This window comes from Nocardia sp. NPDC023852 (assembly GCF_040639505.1).
GTDB lineage: Bacteria > Actinomycetota > Actinomycetes > Mycobacteriales > Mycobacteriaceae > Nocardia.
This window is the reverse complement of the sequence record NZ_JBFAAB010000018.1, coordinates 1-17208: the sequence shown is the minus strand read 5'-3', so window position 1 is coordinate 17208 and position 17208 is coordinate 1. Positions and strand designations below refer to the sequence as shown.

General features: G+C 65.4%; 19 protein-coding genes and 4 pseudogenes. 13 read left to right on the top strand and 10 right to left on the bottom strand.

The window, feature by feature from the left end:
• Position 1: 1 nt before the first annotated feature.
• Positions 2-268, bottom strand: a pseudogene (locus AB0H00_RS22385) (recombinase family protein); the annotation flags it as partial.
• A gap of 342 nt (positions 269-610) precedes the next feature.
• Here AB0H00_RS22385 and AB0H00_RS22380 point away from each other — a divergent pair.
• Both AB0H00_RS22380 and AB0H00_RS22375 read left to right on the top strand, forming a co-directional pair.
• Positions 611-748 carry a hypothetical protein gene (locus AB0H00_RS22380; protein WP_357269194.1) on the top strand — a complete coding sequence of 46 codons (138 nt, stop codon included), beginning with the start codon at positions 611-613 and terminating at the stop codon, positions 746-748.
• Between the two features lie 95 nt (positions 749-843).
• A complete protein-coding gene (locus AB0H00_RS22375) occupies positions 844-1320 on the top strand; it encodes a DUF1772 domain-containing protein (protein ID WP_357269191.1) in 477 nt (158 codons plus the stop codon).
• A gap of 2 nt (positions 1321-1322) precedes the next feature.
• Here AB0H00_RS22375 and AB0H00_RS22370 read toward each other — a convergent pair whose 3' ends face one another.
• Positions 1323-1508, bottom strand: a complete 186-nt coding sequence (locus AB0H00_RS22370; protein ID WP_357269188.1) for a hypothetical protein — start codon at positions 1506-1508, stop codon at positions 1323-1325.
• A gap of 145 nt (positions 1509-1653) precedes the next feature.
• Here AB0H00_RS22370 and AB0H00_RS22365 point away from each other — a divergent pair, with 145 nt between their 5' ends.
• Positions 1654-2052: a PPOX class F420-dependent oxidoreductase gene (locus tag AB0H00_RS22365; protein ID WP_357269185.1), complete on the top strand. Its 399-nt coding sequence runs from the start codon at positions 1654-1656 to the stop codon at positions 2050-2052.
• A 562-nt stretch (positions 2053-2614) separates the two neighbouring features.
• On the top strand, positions 2615-3637 hold the full coding sequence (locus tag AB0H00_RS22360; RefSeq protein WP_357269182.1) for an NADP-dependent oxidoreductase: 1023 nt from the start codon (positions 2615-2617) through the stop codon (positions 3635-3637).
• 364 nt (positions 3638-4001) lie between these two features.
• Here the strand turns inward: AB0H00_RS22360 and AB0H00_RS22355 are convergent, their stop codons facing one another.
• Complete coding sequence (locus tag AB0H00_RS22355; protein ID WP_357269179.1) at positions 4002-4472, bottom strand: SDR family NAD(P)-dependent oxidoreductase; 471 nt, start codon at positions 4470-4472, stop codon at positions 4002-4004.
• A gap of 29 nt (positions 4473-4501) precedes the next feature.
• Positions 4502-4699, bottom strand: a complete 198-nt coding sequence (locus AB0H00_RS22350; protein WP_357269496.1) for a hypothetical protein — start codon at positions 4697-4699, stop codon at positions 4502-4504.
• On the opposite strand from AB0H00_RS22350, the pseudogene AB0H00_RS22345 reads away from it, so the two are divergent.
• Positions 4662-5363, top strand: a pseudogene (locus AB0H00_RS22345) (zinc-binding dehydrogenase); the annotation flags it as partial. The gene AB0H00_RS22350 and the pseudogene AB0H00_RS22345 overlap by 38 nt on opposite strands.
• A gap of 51 nt (positions 5364-5414) precedes the next feature.
• Positions 5415-6548 (top strand): alpha/beta hydrolase, encoded by a 1134-nt coding sequence (locus AB0H00_RS22340; protein ID WP_357269176.1) that lies wholly within the window; start codon positions 5415-5417, stop codon positions 6546-6548.
• Between the two features lie 469 nt (positions 6549-7017).
• On the opposite strand, the gene AB0H00_RS22335 is transcribed toward AB0H00_RS22340, so the two are convergent.
• Both AB0H00_RS22335 and AB0H00_RS22330 read right to left on the bottom strand, forming a co-directional pair.
• On the bottom strand, positions 7018-7140 hold the full coding sequence (locus AB0H00_RS22335; RefSeq protein ID WP_357269173.1) for a hypothetical protein: 123 nt from the start codon (positions 7138-7140) through the stop codon (positions 7018-7020).
• A 194-nt stretch (positions 7141-7334) separates the two neighbouring features.
• Entirely contained in the window at positions 7335-8237 is a 903-nt protein-coding gene (locus tag AB0H00_RS22330; RefSeq protein ID WP_357269170.1) for an NADP-dependent oxidoreductase, read from the bottom strand.
• A 131-nt stretch (positions 8238-8368) separates the two neighbouring features.
• On the opposite strand from AB0H00_RS22330, the gene AB0H00_RS22325 reads away from it, so the two are divergent.
• Complete coding sequence (locus tag AB0H00_RS22325) at positions 8369-9247, top strand: LuxR C-terminal-related transcriptional regulator (protein ID WP_357269168.1); 879 nt, start codon at positions 8369-8371, stop codon at positions 9245-9247.
• Between the two features lie 330 nt (positions 9248-9577).
• Here the strand turns inward: AB0H00_RS22325 and AB0H00_RS22320 are convergent, their stop codons facing one another.
• Positions 9578-10024: a hypothetical protein gene (locus tag AB0H00_RS22320; protein WP_357269493.1), complete on the bottom strand. Its 447-nt coding sequence runs from the start codon at positions 10022-10024 to the stop codon at positions 9578-9580.
• Between the two features lie 509 nt (positions 10025-10533).
• Between AB0H00_RS22320 and AB0H00_RS22315 the strand changes: the two genes are divergently transcribed.
• From AB0H00_RS22315 to AB0H00_RS22295, 5 genes and pseudogenes are all read left to right on the top strand, one after another.
• Positions 10534-11013: a hypothetical protein gene (locus tag AB0H00_RS22315; protein WP_357269165.1), complete on the top strand. Its 480-nt coding sequence runs from the start codon at positions 10534-10536 to the stop codon at positions 11011-11013.
• Between the two features lie 353 nt (positions 11014-11366).
• The gene (locus AB0H00_RS22310) at positions 11367-11498 is read left to right on the top strand and encodes a hypothetical protein (RefSeq protein WP_357269162.1); all 132 of its coding nucleotides are present in this window, start codon (positions 11367-11369) and stop codon (positions 11496-11498) included.
• A gap of 23 nt (positions 11499-11521) precedes the next feature.
• Positions 11522-11908, top strand: coding sequence for a hypothetical protein (locus AB0H00_RS22305; RefSeq protein ID WP_357269159.1), 387 nt, complete (start codon positions 11522-11524; stop codon positions 11906-11908).
• 174 nt (positions 11909-12082) lie between these two features.
• Positions 12083-12178 (top strand): annotated as a pseudogene (locus AB0H00_RS22300) (transcriptional repressor); the annotation flags it as partial.
• Positions 12179-12311: 133 nt separating this feature from the next.
• Positions 12312-13205 carry a hypothetical protein gene (locus AB0H00_RS22295; protein ID WP_357269156.1) on the top strand — a complete coding sequence of 298 codons (894 nt, stop codon included), beginning with the start codon at positions 12312-12314 and terminating at the stop codon, positions 13203-13205.
• 146 nt (positions 13206-13351) lie between these two features.
• Here the strand turns inward: AB0H00_RS22295 and AB0H00_RS22290 are convergent, their stop codons facing one another.
• The 3 genes and pseudogenes from AB0H00_RS22290 to AB0H00_RS22280 all read right to left on the bottom strand — a co-directional run bounded on the left by AB0H00_RS22290 (position 13352) and on the right by AB0H00_RS22280 (position 15547).
• A complete protein-coding gene (locus tag AB0H00_RS22290; RefSeq protein ID WP_357269153.1) occupies positions 13352-13600 on the bottom strand; it encodes a hypothetical protein in 249 nt (82 codons plus the stop codon).
• Positions 13567-14037 carry a polyprenyl synthetase family protein gene (locus tag AB0H00_RS22285; protein WP_357269150.1) on the bottom strand — a complete coding sequence of 157 codons (471 nt, stop codon included), beginning with the start codon at positions 14035-14037 and terminating at the stop codon, positions 13567-13569. The genes AB0H00_RS22290 and AB0H00_RS22285 overlap by 34 nt, the downstream gene beginning before the upstream one ends.
• 408 nt (positions 14038-14445) lie before the next feature.
• Positions 14446-15547: pseudogene (locus tag AB0H00_RS22280) on the bottom strand (IS3 family transposase).
• Between the two features lie 229 nt (positions 15548-15776).
• On the opposite strand from AB0H00_RS22280, the gene AB0H00_RS22275 reads away from it, so the two are divergent.
• On the top strand, positions 15777-17018 hold the full coding sequence (locus AB0H00_RS22275; RefSeq protein WP_357269147.1) for a hypothetical protein: 1242 nt from the start codon (positions 15777-15779) through the stop codon (positions 17016-17018).
• Positions 17019-17208 lie beyond the last annotated feature (190 nt).

Genomic DNA, 17208 nt, shown 5'->3' with positions numbered 1-17208 from the left:
TTCCCTGCTTCAGCACCACCAGATCTATACCGCGCCCCTCCAGCTGCGCGGCGAGTTCGGTCATATGCCGCACCGACCGGAACGAGCACGGGAGCCGAGTTATGACCAATTCATCACCGCGGCGCAGATGGTCGAAGCATTTGTCCCACTCCGGGCGCCGCGCCAACTTGCCCGACGCCTTGTCCACCCAGACCGTTCGCACCGCGCCGTGGTGAGCGCATCGATCTGGGAGTCGTCCTTCTGCTCGCGAGTGGAGACACGCGCGTATCCGAACCGAGCAATGCGCAGCGCTGCCCCCAAAGGGCCGATATCCCTGGTTTCGTCCCGTAGATTCCGCACACGGGTTGTGACCCGATTCGTGCTTTCGGCGAGCTGCGGTTTCGCGATTCCGGTGTGCCGAATCGAGTTTGGCCAGAACCGACCATTTCGACCCATCGCGTCGCGCGGTATGCGGCAGATGAGTGCGTTTCCGCGGGTGGCGTCAGTACGTGGCAGTGATGGGCGGCAGGTCCGCTCACCGGCGTCGAGGCGGGGGTTGCCAGGTGCCGTCGATCGCCGACCCCGACGCGGCCAGGCTGCCCGCATCCCGGTCGACGGATACCGGGACCCGATGAGCCCCAGCACCACCAGCGGAACGCGCAGGCCGAAGATCTGCCAGCGTTCGGTGACCGGCTTGCCGGGCGACAGCGTCCGCTCGGCCGAAGGGGGGCATGTGCAGCTTGCTGATCCGAGCGCGAGTCTGCCGTAGCGATCCGAAATATAGCTACGCTAGACAAACTAGCGGACGGATGTTAACGTTGCTCCAGTTTCTAACCCTGCTAGATTTTGGAAGGGAAGCCGAAAATGCTCATTGTCACCGGCCAGGCCGTCGCCGCCGTCGCCGTTCTCTCCAATGCCATCGTCTATGGCACCGATGTCAGCGTGGCCGTGATCACCCGGTCCGTGTACCGCAAGCTCGATGACGCGACCGTGACCATGAGTGCGGGATGGGGTCACTATTACGGCGATAAGCGCATGCCGGTTGTCGGTGTGGTCGGTGTGGTTACCGCGGTGCTCACGCTGCTGATCGCGCTGTTGGCCGGGCAGATCGGCGCCGCTGTCGCGGCGGGGATCACGGTGGCAGCACTGTTCACCTGGCTCGCCTTCTACGTCCGCATCGCGAAGCCGATCAATTCCCAGCAGACCGCCGCTGCGCAGAGCGGCATCATTCCGGCCAATGCCCGTGCGCTGCAGGACAAGTGGGACAGCGTTCTGAAGTACCGGGTCACCCTGCAGTTCATTGCCATTGCCGGACTGTGCGCCGCTCTGATCCTGTTCTGATCTCAGAGCGCGGGGTCGGCGGTGTCACGCGTGAGTAGGTGGTCGGTGCACCAGTAGAAACACAGGCGCAGCTCGGACGTGGTGTGCGGTCGCGAGACCGCGGATAAGCGAGCGTAGGCGGGGCCGGCCAGACGCAGTACCAGTTCGTCACCAGCGAAGCTGACATCGAGATCGGAAGAGGTAGCCATCCTCCACGATGTCGCGGTCCCGCTGAACCGCCGACGCAAGACGCGCGGGCGCGGCAGGCAACAGCTTGCGCTTCCGGCACCCAACAACTTCCGGCTGATCGCCGGGGGGAACACCTGATATCGAATTCACTGAGGAGTAACCGACATGACCTTCACCATCAATGAACAGCAGTTCCTCGCCGAGGCCGGGATCGGCCGGCTGGCCACGGTGTCGCCCGACGGCGTTGTGCAAAATAACCCGACCAGCTATCGGGTGAACGCCGACGGCACGATCGACATCGGGGGCATGCGGATGCGTGCCAGTCGAAAGTACCGCAATGTCGAGGCGGGCAGCCGGGTGTCGTTCGTCATCGACCAACAGGTTTCGTTGGAGCCATACGTGATTCGCGGCATCGAGGTACGCGGCACGGCCGAGGCACTCGATGACCAGGAGCCACCATTCCAACCCCAGGAACGCGCGATCATCCGAATTCACCCCGAACGGGTCATCTCCTGGGGCATCGACAGCGGATCCTTCGACTTCACCAGTCGCGGCGCCGAGTAGCCAGCCATCGTGGGCGATCCCACAAGAAAGGGTTCACCGAGATCGGGCCGCTGTTCGGCATCGACGGCAACCCGACTCTGGCATCAGCTTCCGCGCCTACGCCGCCGCAGTCGCGGCCCGGTCTCCGATGGCGGCCGGTATTACGTCGACTCGGTCGAGGAAGCGGCCCACTTGTGCGACCGTCGGCCATCCGTAGGCGGATCAGTCCGCTGAGCTCGGTGATGTGCCGATACGGCCGATCACGGCCCGCAGTGCCTTCGTCTGGGTGCACTGCCAATGTAAGTGAGCCGTGCTCCCCGCGCCAGCGGGGATGATTCGGAGTCATCACGGGGGAGCCAGGGCCGCCGCGCGTGTGTGGTTTGCCCCCGTGGTGGGACCACCACGGTGCCTGTCGTGGAACCACGACAGAAGGTGATCCGCCGAGAGGACATGTTCCTGATTCGCCGTGCGACCAATCAGATGGCAGCGACATCCGAATGTCCGGATCCGCCGAGTTCCGTACGTGTTTATCGGGACGGTAAATGGTTCGAACGCTATACGGAGGGTGCTCTAGCATCGCCGGGTGGCGGATGTGGTGAATCGGCAGTGGGTCCTGCGGCGGCGGCCGGAGGGCGTCTTGCGGGACGAGGATTTCGAGCTGAAGAACGGGACCGTGCCGGTTCCGGGGCCGGGGGAAGCCCTGGTCAGGGTGCACTGGCTCGGTATCGATCCCACGCAGCGTGGCTGGCTCAACGAGGCCGACAACTACATCGGTGCCGTACCGGTCGGAGCGGTGATGCGTGGTAGCGGCATCGGGGAGGTGGTTCGCTCGAACGATCCGCGCTATCCGGTCGGAAGCTGGGTCGCGGGAATGGTGGGGTGGCAGGACTACGCTGTGGCGTCCGAGGGCGGACTGTTCGGGCTGAACCTGATTCCCGACGGTGTGCCGCCCACGCTCATGCTGAGCCTGTTCGGAGCACCTGGCCTGACCGCATACTTCGGTATGACGGACGTCGGTCGTCCCGAGCCGGGTCAGACGGTGCTGGTATCGGCTGCGGCCGGCGTGACCGGTTCCATCGCGGGCCAGATTGCGAAAGCGTTGGGCTGCAAGGTCATCGGGATCGCGGGCGGCCCGCGCAAATGCTCCTGGATCACCGATTGTGCGGGCCTGCACGCCGCCATCGATTACCAGCACGACGACATCGACGTCTCTTTGACCCGCTTGGCCCCGAAGGGCATCGACGTCTTCTTCGACGGTGTCGGCGGCCGCATCCTCGAATGCGGCCTGGCGCACCTCGCGCGCCGCGCTCGTGTCGTGCTGGCCGGAGCCATCTCGTCCGGCTATCAAGGCTCCGATCCTTCGTCCGGCCCACGGAACTACATGCGCTTGGCCCTCGACCGAGCACGCATGGAAGGCTTCATTTTCCTCGACTATCTGGACCGATTCCCGGAAGCCTTCACGGCGTTGCGCGACTGGCACGACAAGGGAAACATCACGATCGCCGAAACCGTAAGTAGCGGACTGGAATCAGCGCCGAGCGCGTTGCGCGCGGTCTTCGAGGGTGGCAACCTCGGCAAGCAGCTGGTCCAGGTCGAGCAACCGTGAAGTGCTCGCTGGATTACGCGCTCGACAAAGAGGCAATGGAGCATGTCTTCGTTCCGAAGCACAGTCTGGATGGACTGGTGAAGTCACTGGGTGGCGAAGAAGCGACGATGTGATTCCGCCGCGAGCGTTGACCGACCTCGAAACCAGCGTCGTCACCAAGCTGCTGTCGTCGAACGCCCCCGGCGCCTCCGAGTATCTGGCGCAGGTGCCGTATTCACAGATCGTCGCAACGTGGGGTGTCGGTTCACCGAGTGTCGATCTGGCGGTGCGGCCCGGTGCGGTGCAAACATCCGGTTCGCCGGACGGGATCTTCGCCAGCGGAGCGGTCACCGACCGCAACGGATCACCGATCGGCGAGGTCATTCTATGGGTCGAGAACGGTTGGCTCAGTGGAATCGAGTACGCCTGGTATACGGACGAACGCCCACACGCGCTGCCCGAGCCCGGTCAGATCGAGCTTCTGTAGCGCAAGACGATGATTAAGGGTGCGTATTGGGGACGCCGCCGATGGCGCCGGAGCGGTGAGATTTTCGACGGTGGTATCGAGGGCCGGGCGCAGGAAGTCCTTGCGGGGCACGGGACTGTATTGGAGCACTTCGATCGGGCCGAGTTCAGCGGCGGCTCGTTCGAGCGCTCCTTCCCAGCGGAGCAGGTCTTGGACGTCGGCGGTGTAGCCGCGTGCCTGAACACCCCGTTCGGCGAGTTCGCTGGTGAGCTGGTCGAGGTTGTCGCTGTTGCGGGAGATCGGTGCGATAGTCATACCTTCGCGGCCGAACCGTGCCGCGGTGGCTGCACCCAGGCCCGGGCCGGCGCCGATGATCGCCATCGTGGTCATTCTCGTCCTCTCGAAGGCAGGTTGACGGGCTATTCGCCGGTGATGGTGGACTGGTCGGCCGGCGCGGGTGAATGGATGTTGGTGGCAGCCCAGGTGCCGAGCAGGGTCATCGCGTCGGCCGAGGGCGTGGCGGGTTCGACGGTGTAGAAGTTGAGAACCAGGCCAGGGTCGGCGGGCAGCGGCATCGTCGCAGGCGCCATCGGCACCCAGTCCGAATTGGCTCGCATCCCCTTTGCCGACGGCACCCTCGTCGCGACACCGGCCATGCCCGACCCCGACCTGATCCCGTCGCTGCTGGCAGCCTCCGACGTGCTCGGCACCGGCTGGTTCGCCGCCGTGGCCGCCGCAGCCGGTCCCGGCAAAACCGTCGCCGTGGTCGGTGACGGCGCGGTCGGCCTGATGGGCGTCCTCGCCGCGAAAGAGCTAGGCGGCGAACGGATCATCGCAATGTCCCGCCACGCCGACCGCCAGGCGCTGGCCCGCGAATTCGGCGCCACCGACATCGTTGAGACCCGCGGTGACGAAGGTGTGGCCGCTATCAAGGACCTTACCGGTGGACTCGGTGCACACGGCGTCATCGAGGCCGTCGGCACCCAGGAATCGATGACGCAGGCCATCAACTCCACCCGCCCCGGTGGGCACGTCGGCTACGTCGGTGTCGCCCACGACGGCGTCACCCTGCCAGCCGACCGCCTGTTCTTCGCCGAAGTCCACCTCCTGGGCGGCCCGGCCCCGGTCCGCCGCTTCCTGCCCGACCTCATCGACCGCATCTGGAACCGAACGATGGACCCCGGCAAGGTCTTCGACCTCACTCTTCCCCTGGACAAGGCCGCCGAGGGCTACAAGGCGATGGACGAACGCCGAGCGATCAAAACCCTGCTCACCGTCTGACCACCGAACTCACCCGGACAACCGAAGAAATCTGCACCAGGAGTAATACCCATGATCACCACCACGACTGTCCGGCGACATTCTCGCCGCTGGGCACGCATCGCCGGAGCCGGCGCCGCAACCCTCGCTGTTCTAGCCGCCTCGGCCTGCTCCGGCTCCGACTCGGGCACGACCCCGGCCGCGCCGGTGACGCCGATGGCGAACCTGGCCTCCGGTGACCTGTCGCGCGGCGCGGACAACTTCTACACCAGCGACCAGGTCACCATGCAGTCGGTGAAGTTCAAGAACCAGTACCAGATGGACGTCACCGGCAACCTGTTCATCCCCAAGAACCTCGCCCCCGGCACCCGCGCCGCCGCCATGGTGGTCGGACACCCCATGGGCGCGGTCAAAGAGCAGAGCGCCAACCTCTACGCCACCAAAATGGCCGAAGAAGACTTCGTCACTCTTGCCCTGGACCTGGCGTTCTGGGGCGGCAGCGCGGGAGAACCCCGCAACGCCGTCGCCCCCGACCTCTACACCGAGACCTTCTCCTCCGGCGTCGACTACCTGCGCACCCAGGACACCGTCGACCCCGAGCGCATCGGCGCGCTCGGCATCTGCGGCAGCGGCAGTTTCGTTATTTCCGCGGCCAAAATCGATCCCCGCATCAAAGCCGTCGCCACCGTCAGCATGTATGACATGGGCGCAGCCAACCGCAACGGACTCAACCACTCCGTCACCCCGCAACAGCGCCAGGCAATCCTTGCCCGCGCCGCCGCGCAACGCGATGTGGAATTCCGTGGTGGCCCCACCGAATACACCAGCGGAACCGTCCACGAACTGACCGCGAACTCAACACCCGCCGAACGCGAGTTCTACGACTTCTACCGCACCCAGCGCGGCGCCGTCACACCCGAGGGCGCGAGCCCGGACACCACCACCCACCCCACCCTGTCGAGCAACGCCAAGTTCATGAACTTCTACCCGTTCAACGACATCGAAACCATCTCACCACGGCCGATGCTGTTCATCACCGGCGAGAACGCCCACTCCCGCGAATTCAGCGAAGAGGCCTACCGCCTCGCCGGTGACCGCAAGGAGTTGGTGATCGTGCCCGGCGCCGGTCACGTGGATCTCTACGACCGCACCGAGCTGATCCCGTTCGAAAAGCTCACTTCGTTCTACACGCAGAACCTGGCCTGAGCATCACGAATTCGCAGATCGGACCGGCGCGCAGCAACAATGCCCGCCGGTCCGATCCGCAGCACCCACACCGAACGACACTCGGGATCAATGCTGTCACGGCAACACGGGTCCCCGGCGACACAATGTCGATGATCCACCCGCCTCAACGCGCCTCACCCCGACAGCATGCAGGTTCGCCAATTCAGTCCGGTGCGACCTCCCGCTCTGGCAGGTCGACATGTGGTGCGGACCTCTGCGTGATCGGCATATCGAGAACGGTGACTGTGGACGTGCCCGCTCGGCTTTGCATCCGGTCGATGCTGGCCAGTTTTGCTGCAGCAGCATTGGCCACCCAGGTACTGCTCTCGGCCGACGAACTGGCCGACCTCGACGACCTCACCGCATGCATCGGTGTCCAAGCGACCGGTACAGCGAGCAGCACATGTCCCTCGACGACCGCTGACCACCCCGCACGAATACGCCGTCGTCATCCCGCCGTACCACGCAGGCGGGTGTTCACGTCGAGTTCCGGCTGTAGGGGAGAGAGCAGCCTGGAGAACTGCACCGGCTGGTATCTGCCCAGTTCTTCGCCGTCCTGCTCGAAGAACATGGCGGCGAGGTCCGGGCCAAGGAGAGGTCCGGGCAGTCGAACCAGATCTCGGCTCCGTGCCGAGGTTATAGTGCCAGGTCCAGGTCCAGGTCCGGGTCCGGGTGAGCAGCAGGTCGCCCGGTGCCATGTGGACCGAATCGCCGTTTACCAGTGTCCGCCACCCACACTCCTGTGCCCGGGGCCGTCCTATGTCGCTATGGGATCAGGACCACCTTCCCGCCCGGGTGTCCGGTCTCACTCAGTTCGTGTGCTCGGCCGGCGTCGGCCAGCGCGAAGCTCGCGGCGACGCGCACGCCGAGCGCGTCGTCCGCGACGAGCTGGGCGTAGTCGGCGAGCTGCACCCCGAACCGCCGGTTACTGCCGGAGAACACGATGCCCAGGTCGAAGGCCCGCAGGTCGGTGATCGTCACGATCCGGTCGGTGCCGCCGCGCAGTTCGATCGACACCTCCAGGGCGGCCTGTCCGGCGACGTCGAAGACCGCGTCGACGCCCTGCGGCGCGAGGGCCCGGACCCGGTCGGCGAGTCCGTCGCCGTAGGTGACCGGGATCGCGCCGAGCGAGCGCAGGTAGTCGTGGTTACGCGGTGACGCGGTGCCGACAACGGTGACGCCGCGGGCCACCGCGAGCTGGACGCCGAACGCGCCCACTGCTCCTGCTGCGCCGTGCACCAGCAGCGTCTCCCCGGTCGTCACCCCGAGGGTGCCGAGCACGCGGTCCGCGGTCTCCAGGGCCACCGGCAGCGCGGCGGCGGTCTCCCAGCCGAGGCCGGCCGGCTTGGGTGCGAAGTCGTCGGCCAGGGCGTACTCGGCGTAGGAGCCGGTGACGGTCCAGGCCACCGCCTGGTCGCCCACCGCGACACCGGTGACGCCCGCCCCGACCTCGTCGACCACGCCGGCCGCTTCTAGGCCGGGGATCGCCGGCAGGGACGCGGGCACCATGTCCGGCATCCAGCCCTTGCGGATCTTGTAGTCCACCGGGTTGACGCCGGCGGCCGCGACTTTCAGCCGTACCTGTCCGGGTCCGGCATGCGGCTCCTCGACGTCCTCCAGCCGCAGGACCTCCGGACCGCCGTACTCGCCGTAAACAATCGCTTTCATCTCTCACTCCCATGATCGGTGACTGCTCCATCCTGGAGGAGGGCCGGCTCCAGGATGGCCGGCCGTTCGGCCAGTTCGCCCTGGCCGAAAGGACAGCCGGGACGTGCGCCGCGCCGGTTACGCTCACAGCCATGGACCTGATGTCGGCCGTCGAGGTGATCCGGGCGCCGTTGAGCGAGACCCAGACGCGGCTGTCCGCGGCCTTCGCCGAGGCGATCCCCCTCGGCGACGCGCACGGGGCCGCGTTGACAGCCCTGCTCGGCGTCCTGCGCGACCGTTCTCTGAGCGATGAGGATGCCCGGACCCGCGCCGTCGACCTCGCCGTCAAAGCCCTTGTCGAGCTACGTTCACGGGCCGAACTGGACCACGCGATGGCCGAGGAGCGGGTCGGCGACGCGTTCGACCGGCTTGCCGAGTCGCTGAGCCGCGTCCTGCGCCCCCGCGGCGTGCTGCTGGAACTGGGCACGCCTGGCGCGGAGGAAGACGCGGACCGGGTGCTTCCCGCCGACGTCGCTGCCACGGCCCGTGCGGTGGTCCGGGCCGTCGTACACGCAATGCTGGACGACCAGCGGCAGGTACGGCGGATCCATGTCGGCTGGAAGATCGGCGCGGTCGAACTGCGCGCGACTGTGCGGGACGACGGCCCCGGCGCGCTGTCCCGCGGCGCCCTCGACGCGCGCCGGGTCGAGGAACGGCTGGGCCCGCTGGGCGGGCGGCTGGAGGTGGACGCGGTGCCGGGCTGGGGCACGACGGTGACCGTCGAAGTCCCGCTCGGACCGCCGGACACCCCACGCGAGGACCCGCTGACCGTGCTGGGCGCGCGGGAGCTGGAGGTGCTGGGTCAGCTGGCCCGCGGTCGGCGCAACCGGGACATCGCCCGCGACCTGCACATCAGCGAGTCAACGGTGAAGTTCCACGTGGCGAAGATCCTGGACAAGCTGGGCGTCGGCTCACGCGGCGAGGCGGCCGCACTGGCCCACGAGTGGGGTGCGGCCACCGCGCGCGCCTAGCCGCTGCTTTCATGACGGTTGCGGTGTACCAGGTGTCAATCACGGAGAAAGGCGCTCTGAGCTGCAACGATACGGCTAGCCGAGTGCAGTGTCCGGGTGAGTTCAGGAGCGATGAGTTCCAAGAATTCCGCCGGACGTGGTTGGGTCCCAATGGCAGCCACCGGCGGGTGAGCACACACGACGGTGTCCCGGCTGATCGACACCCTGGCCGAGGGCGCGGACTAAGGCGCTGTCGGCGGTGGACCCCGCCCGCGCGCAGGCGCGCGCCAAAGCCTGGACCCTGGCCGGCGAACACGCCCCGGACCACGGCATCGACGCCGAGCACAAGCGCTACGTCAAAACCGGCCTCGCCGCCGTCCACCAGGCCACCGAGACGCTCTCCAGCCCCCGCCGGCGCGGCTGAACCCCAAGCCAGCATGCGCGTTGGGCCTTACCGATGCCCTGCCTTCGTGCAGTACCTGATCCCACCGTCAGGGGTGCCGCTCGGTCTTTGCGGGCGGTCCCGTCGGGTAGCCAGTTCAGTCCCTCGCGCCGTTGTTCGTAGGTGGTTCGATCGATCCGCAGGGTGCTGGGTTGGACGGGGTTGATCGCTTCGATCGCCGACCAGAACTGGCCCACCAGCATCCGGGTCATATTCTCGACATGGCAGTAGTCCGAGTCGGCTTTACGGGGATGGACGTAGTCGATGAGCAACTGCCGGATCGCGGCGTCGCGGACCGGATACCGGTCCACGAGCTCCTCGACACTGCGTTGCCCGGTGTGGGTGAACGCCCGCATCGTCGGCGGGGGTGGATGGCGGGAAATGACCTGTCTTCCACAATATTTGCCACGCCAGCAGCCCGCCGAGGCGAGTGGTGTCGCCCTTCTTGCCGAGCCCGAGGCGGCGACGTTCCATCCCGTAGTGCAGCAGCGCCGAGGGCGTCAGATCGGCGAAGTCTATGCCTCGGTGGTGAGGACGCAGCTGACATCGAACAGCGCGGTCGTGCGCGAGCCGGGCCGCAGCTGCGGATGGTTGTCGACGTGGTCGCACGCTCGGAGAGCGCTTGGATCTTCGAGCCGGACGCGCCACCCCGTCTGCGACCAACTGCCGAACTCGGGTTCCAGAGGCTGGGGAGGACGGTGTTGTTGAGACCGCAGCGGTGCCGGATAGAGGACGTTAAGTCGATGTTAAGCCGATTGCAAGTCTGCGCCGCAATCATTCGACAGCTAGGTACAGCTCGGACAGGAGTCGACATATCGTGAATCAACGAGCGAGCACGGCTATCGGGATTGCCGCGGTTGGAATCGTGACCGTGGGGCTACTGGCGCCGCGGGCCGCCGCCGATCCGGATCCGCAGCGACATACGCTCGCGCCCGGGGTCTGGTGCGTGGGGACGACTTGCCGCAATGACACCGATCAGACCCATCGTATCGACTGGGATGCGATCTGCTGGAATCTCGGAGCGGCGGCGGAGTGGGTCACGGTTCCGGGGCAGCATACCTGGGTGGGACCGCATAACTGGGCGGGCCTGAACGCGGACTGCCCCACCGAGCAGGAACCGGGCAAATGGGTGCAGGACCCTCCCTACTACATGGGTTACTACAACGATAGCCTGAACTACTTCGAATACCCCAAGCCGCGCTGGGAGCCCGGCGACACCCACAAGGGTGTGGTCCGGGATGCACGGTACGCCGGTGCGGTTCCGGATAACTCGCAGCCTCCCGCCCCCTCACCGACCCAATCTCTGCTGTCTCTCCTGGGTCTCCCCAGCGGGTCGGCCGGCTGAACGAGTCCCCTCGGCGAGTCCGCAGACTTCCTCTCTCGTTGACCACTTTGGGAGAACACGACCTATCCCGCCTGATCCACCACGCACACGTGATGCGAGGCCTTGCCGACATCGATTCCAACCCAAACCTTTCGCGGACCTTCACCCGGCCCGACCTCCCGCTCTCACAACGAAATCCCGCGGACGATCCTGCCTGCATCTCCATAAACAGCGACTTCACGCACAGACATCCCATGCGCCCAAAGGTCAAGCCGCAGCGTCTTGTTGCTCGACGGTGAAGGCGAATGCCGCATGCGCGTAATAAGGTTGCCCGGTCTGCAAACGGTGGAACAGACACCCCAGCAGCTCATCAGATGGAGCTACGACTTGTGCACCCCGCGGAGCAGACGCTGTCGGTGCTGCTCACGGTGTTCATGGGCAGCTTCAGCGCCGGAGCGGCCGAAGTGGTCTGCGCCGACGACAAGCTGCGCCGCTGGACATCCTGACGGGGCTGGTTGACAAGCCACACATGCGCGCCGCCCTGGATTTCTCGCTCGGTGATCCCGCCGAGGTGGCGGCCGGCGCCGTCCTTGGTACGGCTGTGGGCGGTATCGCAATCCTCACCGGTCTCGTGCGCGAGGGGCGACGGTGGATTCATCGCGCTCTGGACAGTCTGCAGGAGGTATCCGCCGAACGCGCCCGATTGCTGTGGATCGGAGGGCAGCTGGCGCTGGAGGAGTTCGCGATCTACGAGGCGGAGACGATGCTGACCGACTCCGGGCCATTGCCGGCAGGGGGGGTGACGTCCAGGCCGCCGCAATCGCCGCGGCCCTCACCGGCGCCGTGTACCTGCGACACGACGAGTTGCCCCGCGCCATGGACATATTGGGGACCGCGCTCGCGGAAGTGTCCGTAAGACGGGATGGCGCGGGGGCAACTCCTCGAGCAGCAGGCGGTGGCGCGCTATCGGCTCGGCGACGTCCATAAGGAGATCGCATTGTGCCGTGAAGCGATCGCGATCGGCGAAGCCCACGGTGAGCGGTGGCACCGTTCCGAACCGCTGTGGGAGCTGTCCCTCATGTACTGGAGGCCGACGGTGGAGACATGGGCCGAATTCATTGCGGGCGAGCACGGATTCACCGACGTCAGCCACACTTTGGAGATGTTCGGCATCTGCCGCAGCTGCAAGGATGCTGGTTGCTCAAAACTCGGACGACCGCACGGTCCGCTAACCACACCCACGGTTAACATCTCCGCGCCCGGCGAAGATTTCTCCGTGGATCCACAAGCCGGCGTTGTCCGAATTTCCTGGAGGCAGCATGCGCTCGACCATCTACCCCGCCATGCTGTCGGCGGCCGTCATCGCCACCTCGGCGATGACGCTGATGGCGTGCAACAGCATCGGCGGCACGTCGGGGCCGACCACGGACGCCGCGGTCACCACCAGCGTCGACAGCCAGCCAGGCGGCACGAACGCACAGTCCACCGTGCGGACGGTCGGCAAGACCGGCTGGTACGGAGGCTTGGACATCACCGTGAACAAGGCGACGGTGGTGCCGAGCCAGGCCGGCGGCGGCCAGTTGCTCATCGACATCACGTACCAGAACACCACGTCGGAAGTCAGGAGACTCAGCGAGAACACCTACCTCCAGATCGGCGAGGAGATCGACGCGAGCGCCGTCTTCGACACCCCGACGGTGTCCGGAAACGATTCGGCCGCAGTAAAGATCACCACAACCGTCGCCAGCACGAAGGATCTCGACCGGCTGCTCGACACGGTCACCGTGGTGTACGGGCAAGCCTCCGACAACCAGACCAAGATCCCGATCGCCGCCGCGGCGCAGGTGGAGAGCATCCAGCCGCAGGCACTGAATATCACCGGCACACTGGTGCAGAATCAGACGACCATCGAGATCACCGGCGGCAAGCTGAGCCCCAGCTATAAGAGGAACCAACGCAACAAGATGGACATCGAGCTGCGCCTCGAGATCAGCGGCGAGTCGTACATCTCCAATGACTACTTCACGGTGCGTACACCGAGCGGCCAAATCGTGGTCGCCGACGTTCGGGTACCGGACGACGAAAGCGTCGTCGTCCTCGCAACCGCAGTGTTCGTAGTCCCGAACCCGACGACCGGACCGTATGTGCTGACCTACGACAGCAGCAGGGGCAAGAGCAGGCCAGCCCCAACGCTGTCGTTCACCATCGGCTGACCGGCGGCATTCGCTTTTCGACGACAGCAGGCCGGATAAGCCCGCCGTGGCGGGGACTGGAGTGGGGGTTTCAGCGGTGCCACCACGATGTGGATGCGCACCCCGGACCTCGCATCCAAGGACTGGCGAGGTCCGGCTGCGGGGGGTTACGGCGCGGTAGTAGCCGGTTCTTCGGCCGGGAGGTAGATCTCACGGCGCAGGCGTTCCAAGTCCGGCGCTGCAGAGGCGGGGGTTTGTGCGTACCGATCGTTTTCACGGCCCCAGAGTGCGGCGTTCGTCATGTTCTCGTATATCTCCGCATAGTCCTTTTTCTTGCCCGACAGGCCGGGAAGCACCCGGAGGAGCGCGGGGACGTAGCGGATCAGCGCCTCGAGCTGGGCTCGTTGTTCGGCCACTTGGCGCTGCACCTGCTCGATGGCTTCGCTGCGGGTGCACCCAGTCTCGTGACGGACCGCCCTGACCAGGTTGTAGGGGACTTGGTCAACACGGCCATGTGCGATCCCCACACCGCGTTGGCGTTGGGACGGCCGCGACGCTGGTAGGCGTGATCGATGATGTCGTCGTGGTAGAGCGAGCCCAGGTGCAGCAACTCGATGGCAGCGGCGGCGCGCACCACCCGGTCGTCGGCCGGGACCGTGGGATCGGTGAGCAGGTAGTACGACAGCAAGGTCAACGTGGGCCGGACCAGGCGGCGAGAGGTGTCGGGACCTTCGTCTGTCAGTGCGGTCAGTTCGGGCCTGCCTTCCAACCGTATGGGTCCGAGAACCTCTCGGACGCGGTCGAGGTCGGCATCCAGATGTGGGAAGACAGCCGAATCGATTACATGTGGCACGCGGGCACTCCTGACTGGTTACATCGGTCATCTACAACACCGCCGATCGATGGCAATTCGACACCACCATCACGCGGAAGATGTTGGTATCGGCCAATTTTGATGGCTTCCCAACTTGGGGGTTGTCGGTTGGTGAGTGCTGTTGGGGGCGAGTACCTCCCCAATCGACGTTGCCGGGGCCTGCACGCCGCCGCCCGAAGCGGCGACTCCGCCCAACCCCCGCCGAGCAGGCCGTCCCTTGCCCGACCAGCCGAATGACGAACTCGAGTCCCGAAATCCGCAAGGTAGGTCCGAACACCCGGTCAGTTCGAACCGTCCGGGCAACCTTGCGGGCCGCAGGTCAGTCGGTCGCTGTCCGCAACGTTCGCGCGGAACGGACGGGGTTGCTGCACGGTGAGGTGACAGTGGTTATGCAGCCTTCGTGGCTGCTGGGGTCATGATTGTCTCGTATTCGATCGGGGTCAATCGACCAAGGCGGGTTTGGCGGCGGCGCCGGTGGTAGTTGCGTTCGATCCAGCCCACGATCGCGAGCCGTAACTGTGCGCGCGTGTTCCACTGCTGCCGACCCGGGACGTTGTGTTGCAGCAGGCTGAAGAAGCTTTCCATCGCCGCGTTGTCCCCGGCCGCGCCGACCCGTCCCATCGATCCGAGGATCCGGTGCCGATTCAACGCGTGAACGCAACTCCTGGACCGAAATTGGCTTCGGTCGGCGTGCAGAATGCAGTCGTCGACCGAACCGCGACGGGCCACAGCATTGTTCAACGCAGTGACCGCGAGCCGGGATTGCATCCGAGCATCGATCGAGTATCCGACGATCCGGCCGGAGAACACGTCCTTGATCGCACAAAGGTAGAGCTTGCCTTCACCGGTGCGATGTTGGCCAGCCACAACCGATTTCGGCCACCGGCAGTAAACACACGCTGAACCAGGTCGTCGTGGACCGGCGGACCCGGACGCACCGCTTTCCCGCGTCTGCGTTTGCCGAACGCGCTCCACCACCGATTCGTCGAGCAGATCCGCCATCTGCCGGCCTGCGGTGCTGGCTTCATCGGCGAGGAACCGATATCCGAATTTTTTGGGTCGTCGCGGTGGGCGTCGAACAACGCGTTCGCTCGATACTCCTCGATGAGTTCGGCGTTGGTAACCGGAGCAGCCAACCAGCGGTAATACGGTTGACGAGCAAGCTGAAGTACCCGGCACGTCACCGCCACGGGATCCCGCCGACGGCGAGCTCGTTCACAAGCGGGTAGATCCTTCTCCCGGCAGATTCGCCTGCGACAAATACGCAGCCGCCCGGCGCAAACACCGCATTCTTCTGCTCGAGCAACTTGTTGCGGCGACGCAACTCACGGAACTCGGCTGACTCGGTCGTACTCGTTCCGGGCTTCGTCCCGGCATTGATATCGGCTTGGCGCATCCATTTCGACAACGTCACCGGATGGACCCCGAAATCGGCGGCGACCTGCTCCAATGTGACCCCGTCATCACGGTCTAGGGCAACCCGGACCACATCATCACCGAACTCACGGGGTCAGGGCTTGGGCACAACGACATCCTTCCAGCCCACCTCTCGGCAAGCCATCTCGGTTGTCACCCATCCATGCAGCATCCCCGATTAGACTCGTATCCACAGCTACCGGTCCGGGATGATCTGTCCCCGCCGCGGACCCGCGTGTGAATGCGCGTCACCGCTTTCTCCTCTCTGTTTCGGATGAAACTCATACGGCAAGGAGTGGAAAATGACTGCACGATCCACGACGATCAACGAGCCGACACTGCAAGACAAGATCACATACCAGCTGTGCGAGTACGCGAATCTGGTCAACAGCATCAGCAAAGAAGACAGCGACTTGGAGCGCACGCTCCGTCAGAAGATCCAGCAGTATCTCAACACCAACCAGGAGGTCATCGGGGGGTGGGAGATCGTATGGGGTCCGGGGGTCGCGCTGTTCGACACCGACTTGTACGCGGTCAACGCCATGTACATGGTGCGAAGCACCGAGGATCGCTCCCGGTACGTGATCGCCATGGCAGGCAGCACCGACGCACTGGTGTTCGACTGGCTCGTCGAGGACTCCTTCATTCTTCAGACGCCGTGGTTCGCGAATCTCGCCGCCTGGCACACGATCGGCACGGCCATCGGGGTGAAAACCCTCATGAATATCACCCCCTCCGGCGACCGTCCCGGCGCCGGTCGCACCTTGCCCGTGTTCCTGAGCACGCTCCCCGACAAGGCTATCGACCTGACCGTCACCGGCCACAGCCTCGGTGGTGCCCTGTCACCCACGCTCGCCCTGTTCCTGCGCGACACCCAGTGGCTATGGGACGAATCCGAGAAAGCCAGGATCAGCGTGCTCTCGACCGCCGGACCGAGTTTCTGCAATCAGGAATTCGTCGACTACACCACCCAACGCCTGCAACGGGTGCAGCGCTACGCCAACGATCTCGACCTCGTCCCGCACATGTGGAACCCGCCCGACATCGATAGCGCCAAGGCTCTCTACTCCAAGAACAACCAGCCTGCTCCCGACGGTATGAAGGCTATGTTCGACTTGCTCGAGACACAGGCGTCCGTATCGGGCCACTATGCACACTTCGACCCCACCAGCGGCGTGTTCCAAGGCACGTTCAACAAAGAGATAAGTCAAACGCAAGGCTCGACGCCAGACGAATTGTACTTGCAACAGGTCGGGTACCAGCACATAGGCGGCTACCATCAGTTCTTCGAAATCGAAGGCGCGCAGTGGCCACAGGGCGTCGTAGCCCTCCCGCCGATCGGCGCCGACACCGCGATGGGCCGCATCCTCGCCTCGGCCGGTGTACCGCTCGGCAATGGTGCCGGGAAGATACTGGCGAACCGTCGGCCGGTCACCGTCCCGATCAACGGACAGCCCGTGGAGCTGCCCACCGACCACGACAGCCCCGAAGCCAAGAAACTCGTGGACCGCGTCACCGCCGAGTTCGACCCCACCGCCGCATGAACTGATGCCCCGGGCCCCCGCCGCCATGGTGTGGCGGGGGCCCGACCCGGCGCTAACGAGGGTTGTTGGTGACCGGCTCTCGGTCTTGGGAGGAGCGGCAGGTCATCCGGGATGCGCTGGCCGAGGTTTGGTCGCAATCGTTGGTGGCCGCCAGCGGGTGATCAGCAGCTTCGTGCCCAGTTTGCCTGCC

Coding starts and splice junctions, on each gene's coding strand:
- AB0H00_RS22375 (WP_357269191.1), top strand. CDS start 844: ATGCTCATTGTCACCGGCCAGGCCGTCGCCGCCGTCGCCGTTCTCTCC.
- AB0H00_RS22275 (WP_357269147.1), top strand. CDS start 15,777: ATGACTGCACGATCCACGACGATCAACGAGCCGACACTGCAAGACAAG.
- AB0H00_RS22355 (WP_357269179.1), bottom strand. CDS start 4,472: ATGACCACGATGGCGATCATCGGCGCCGGCCCGGGCCTGGGTGCAGCC.
- AB0H00_RS22310 (WP_357269162.1), top strand. CDS start 11,367: ATGGAGCTACGACTTGTGCACCCCGCGGAGCAGACGCTGTCGGTGCTG.
- AB0H00_RS22325 (WP_357269168.1), top strand. CDS start 8,369: ATGGACCTGATGTCGGCCGTCGAGGTGATCCGGGCGCCGTTGAGCGAG.
- AB0H00_RS22320 (WP_357269493.1), bottom strand. CDS start 10,024: ATGCGGGCGTTCACCCACACCGGGCAACGCAGTGTCGAGGAGCTCGTG.
- AB0H00_RS22335 (WP_357269173.1), bottom strand. CDS start 7,140: ATGTTCTTCGAGCAGGACGGCGAAGAACTGGGCAGATACCAGCCGGTG.
- AB0H00_RS22380 (WP_357269194.1), top strand. CDS start 611: ATGAGCCCCAGCACCACCAGCGGAACGCGCAGGCCGAAGATCTGCCAG.
- AB0H00_RS22350 (WP_357269496.1), bottom strand. CDS start 4,699: ATGCGAGCCAATTCGGACTGGGTGCCGATGGCGCCTGCGACGATGCCG.
- AB0H00_RS22340 (WP_357269176.1), top strand. CDS start 5,415: ATGATCACCACCACGACTGTCCGGCGACATTCTCGCCGCTGGGCACGC.
- AB0H00_RS22365 (WP_357269185.1), top strand. CDS start 1,654: ATGACCTTCACCATCAATGAACAGCAGTTCCTCGCCGAGGCCGGGATC.
- AB0H00_RS22305 (WP_357269159.1), top strand. CDS start 11,522: ATGCGCGCCGCCCTGGATTTCTCGCTCGGTGATCCCGCCGAGGTGGCG.
- AB0H00_RS22370 (WP_357269188.1), bottom strand. CDS start 1,508: ATGGCTACCTCTTCCGATCTCGATGTCAGCTTCGCTGGTGACGAACTG.
- AB0H00_RS22330 (WP_357269170.1), bottom strand. CDS start 8,237: ATGAAAGCGATTGTTTACGGCGAGTACGGCGGTCCGGAGGTCCTGCGG.
- AB0H00_RS22295 (WP_357269156.1), top strand. CDS start 12,312: ATGCGCTCGACCATCTACCCCGCCATGCTGTCGGCGGCCGTCATCGCC.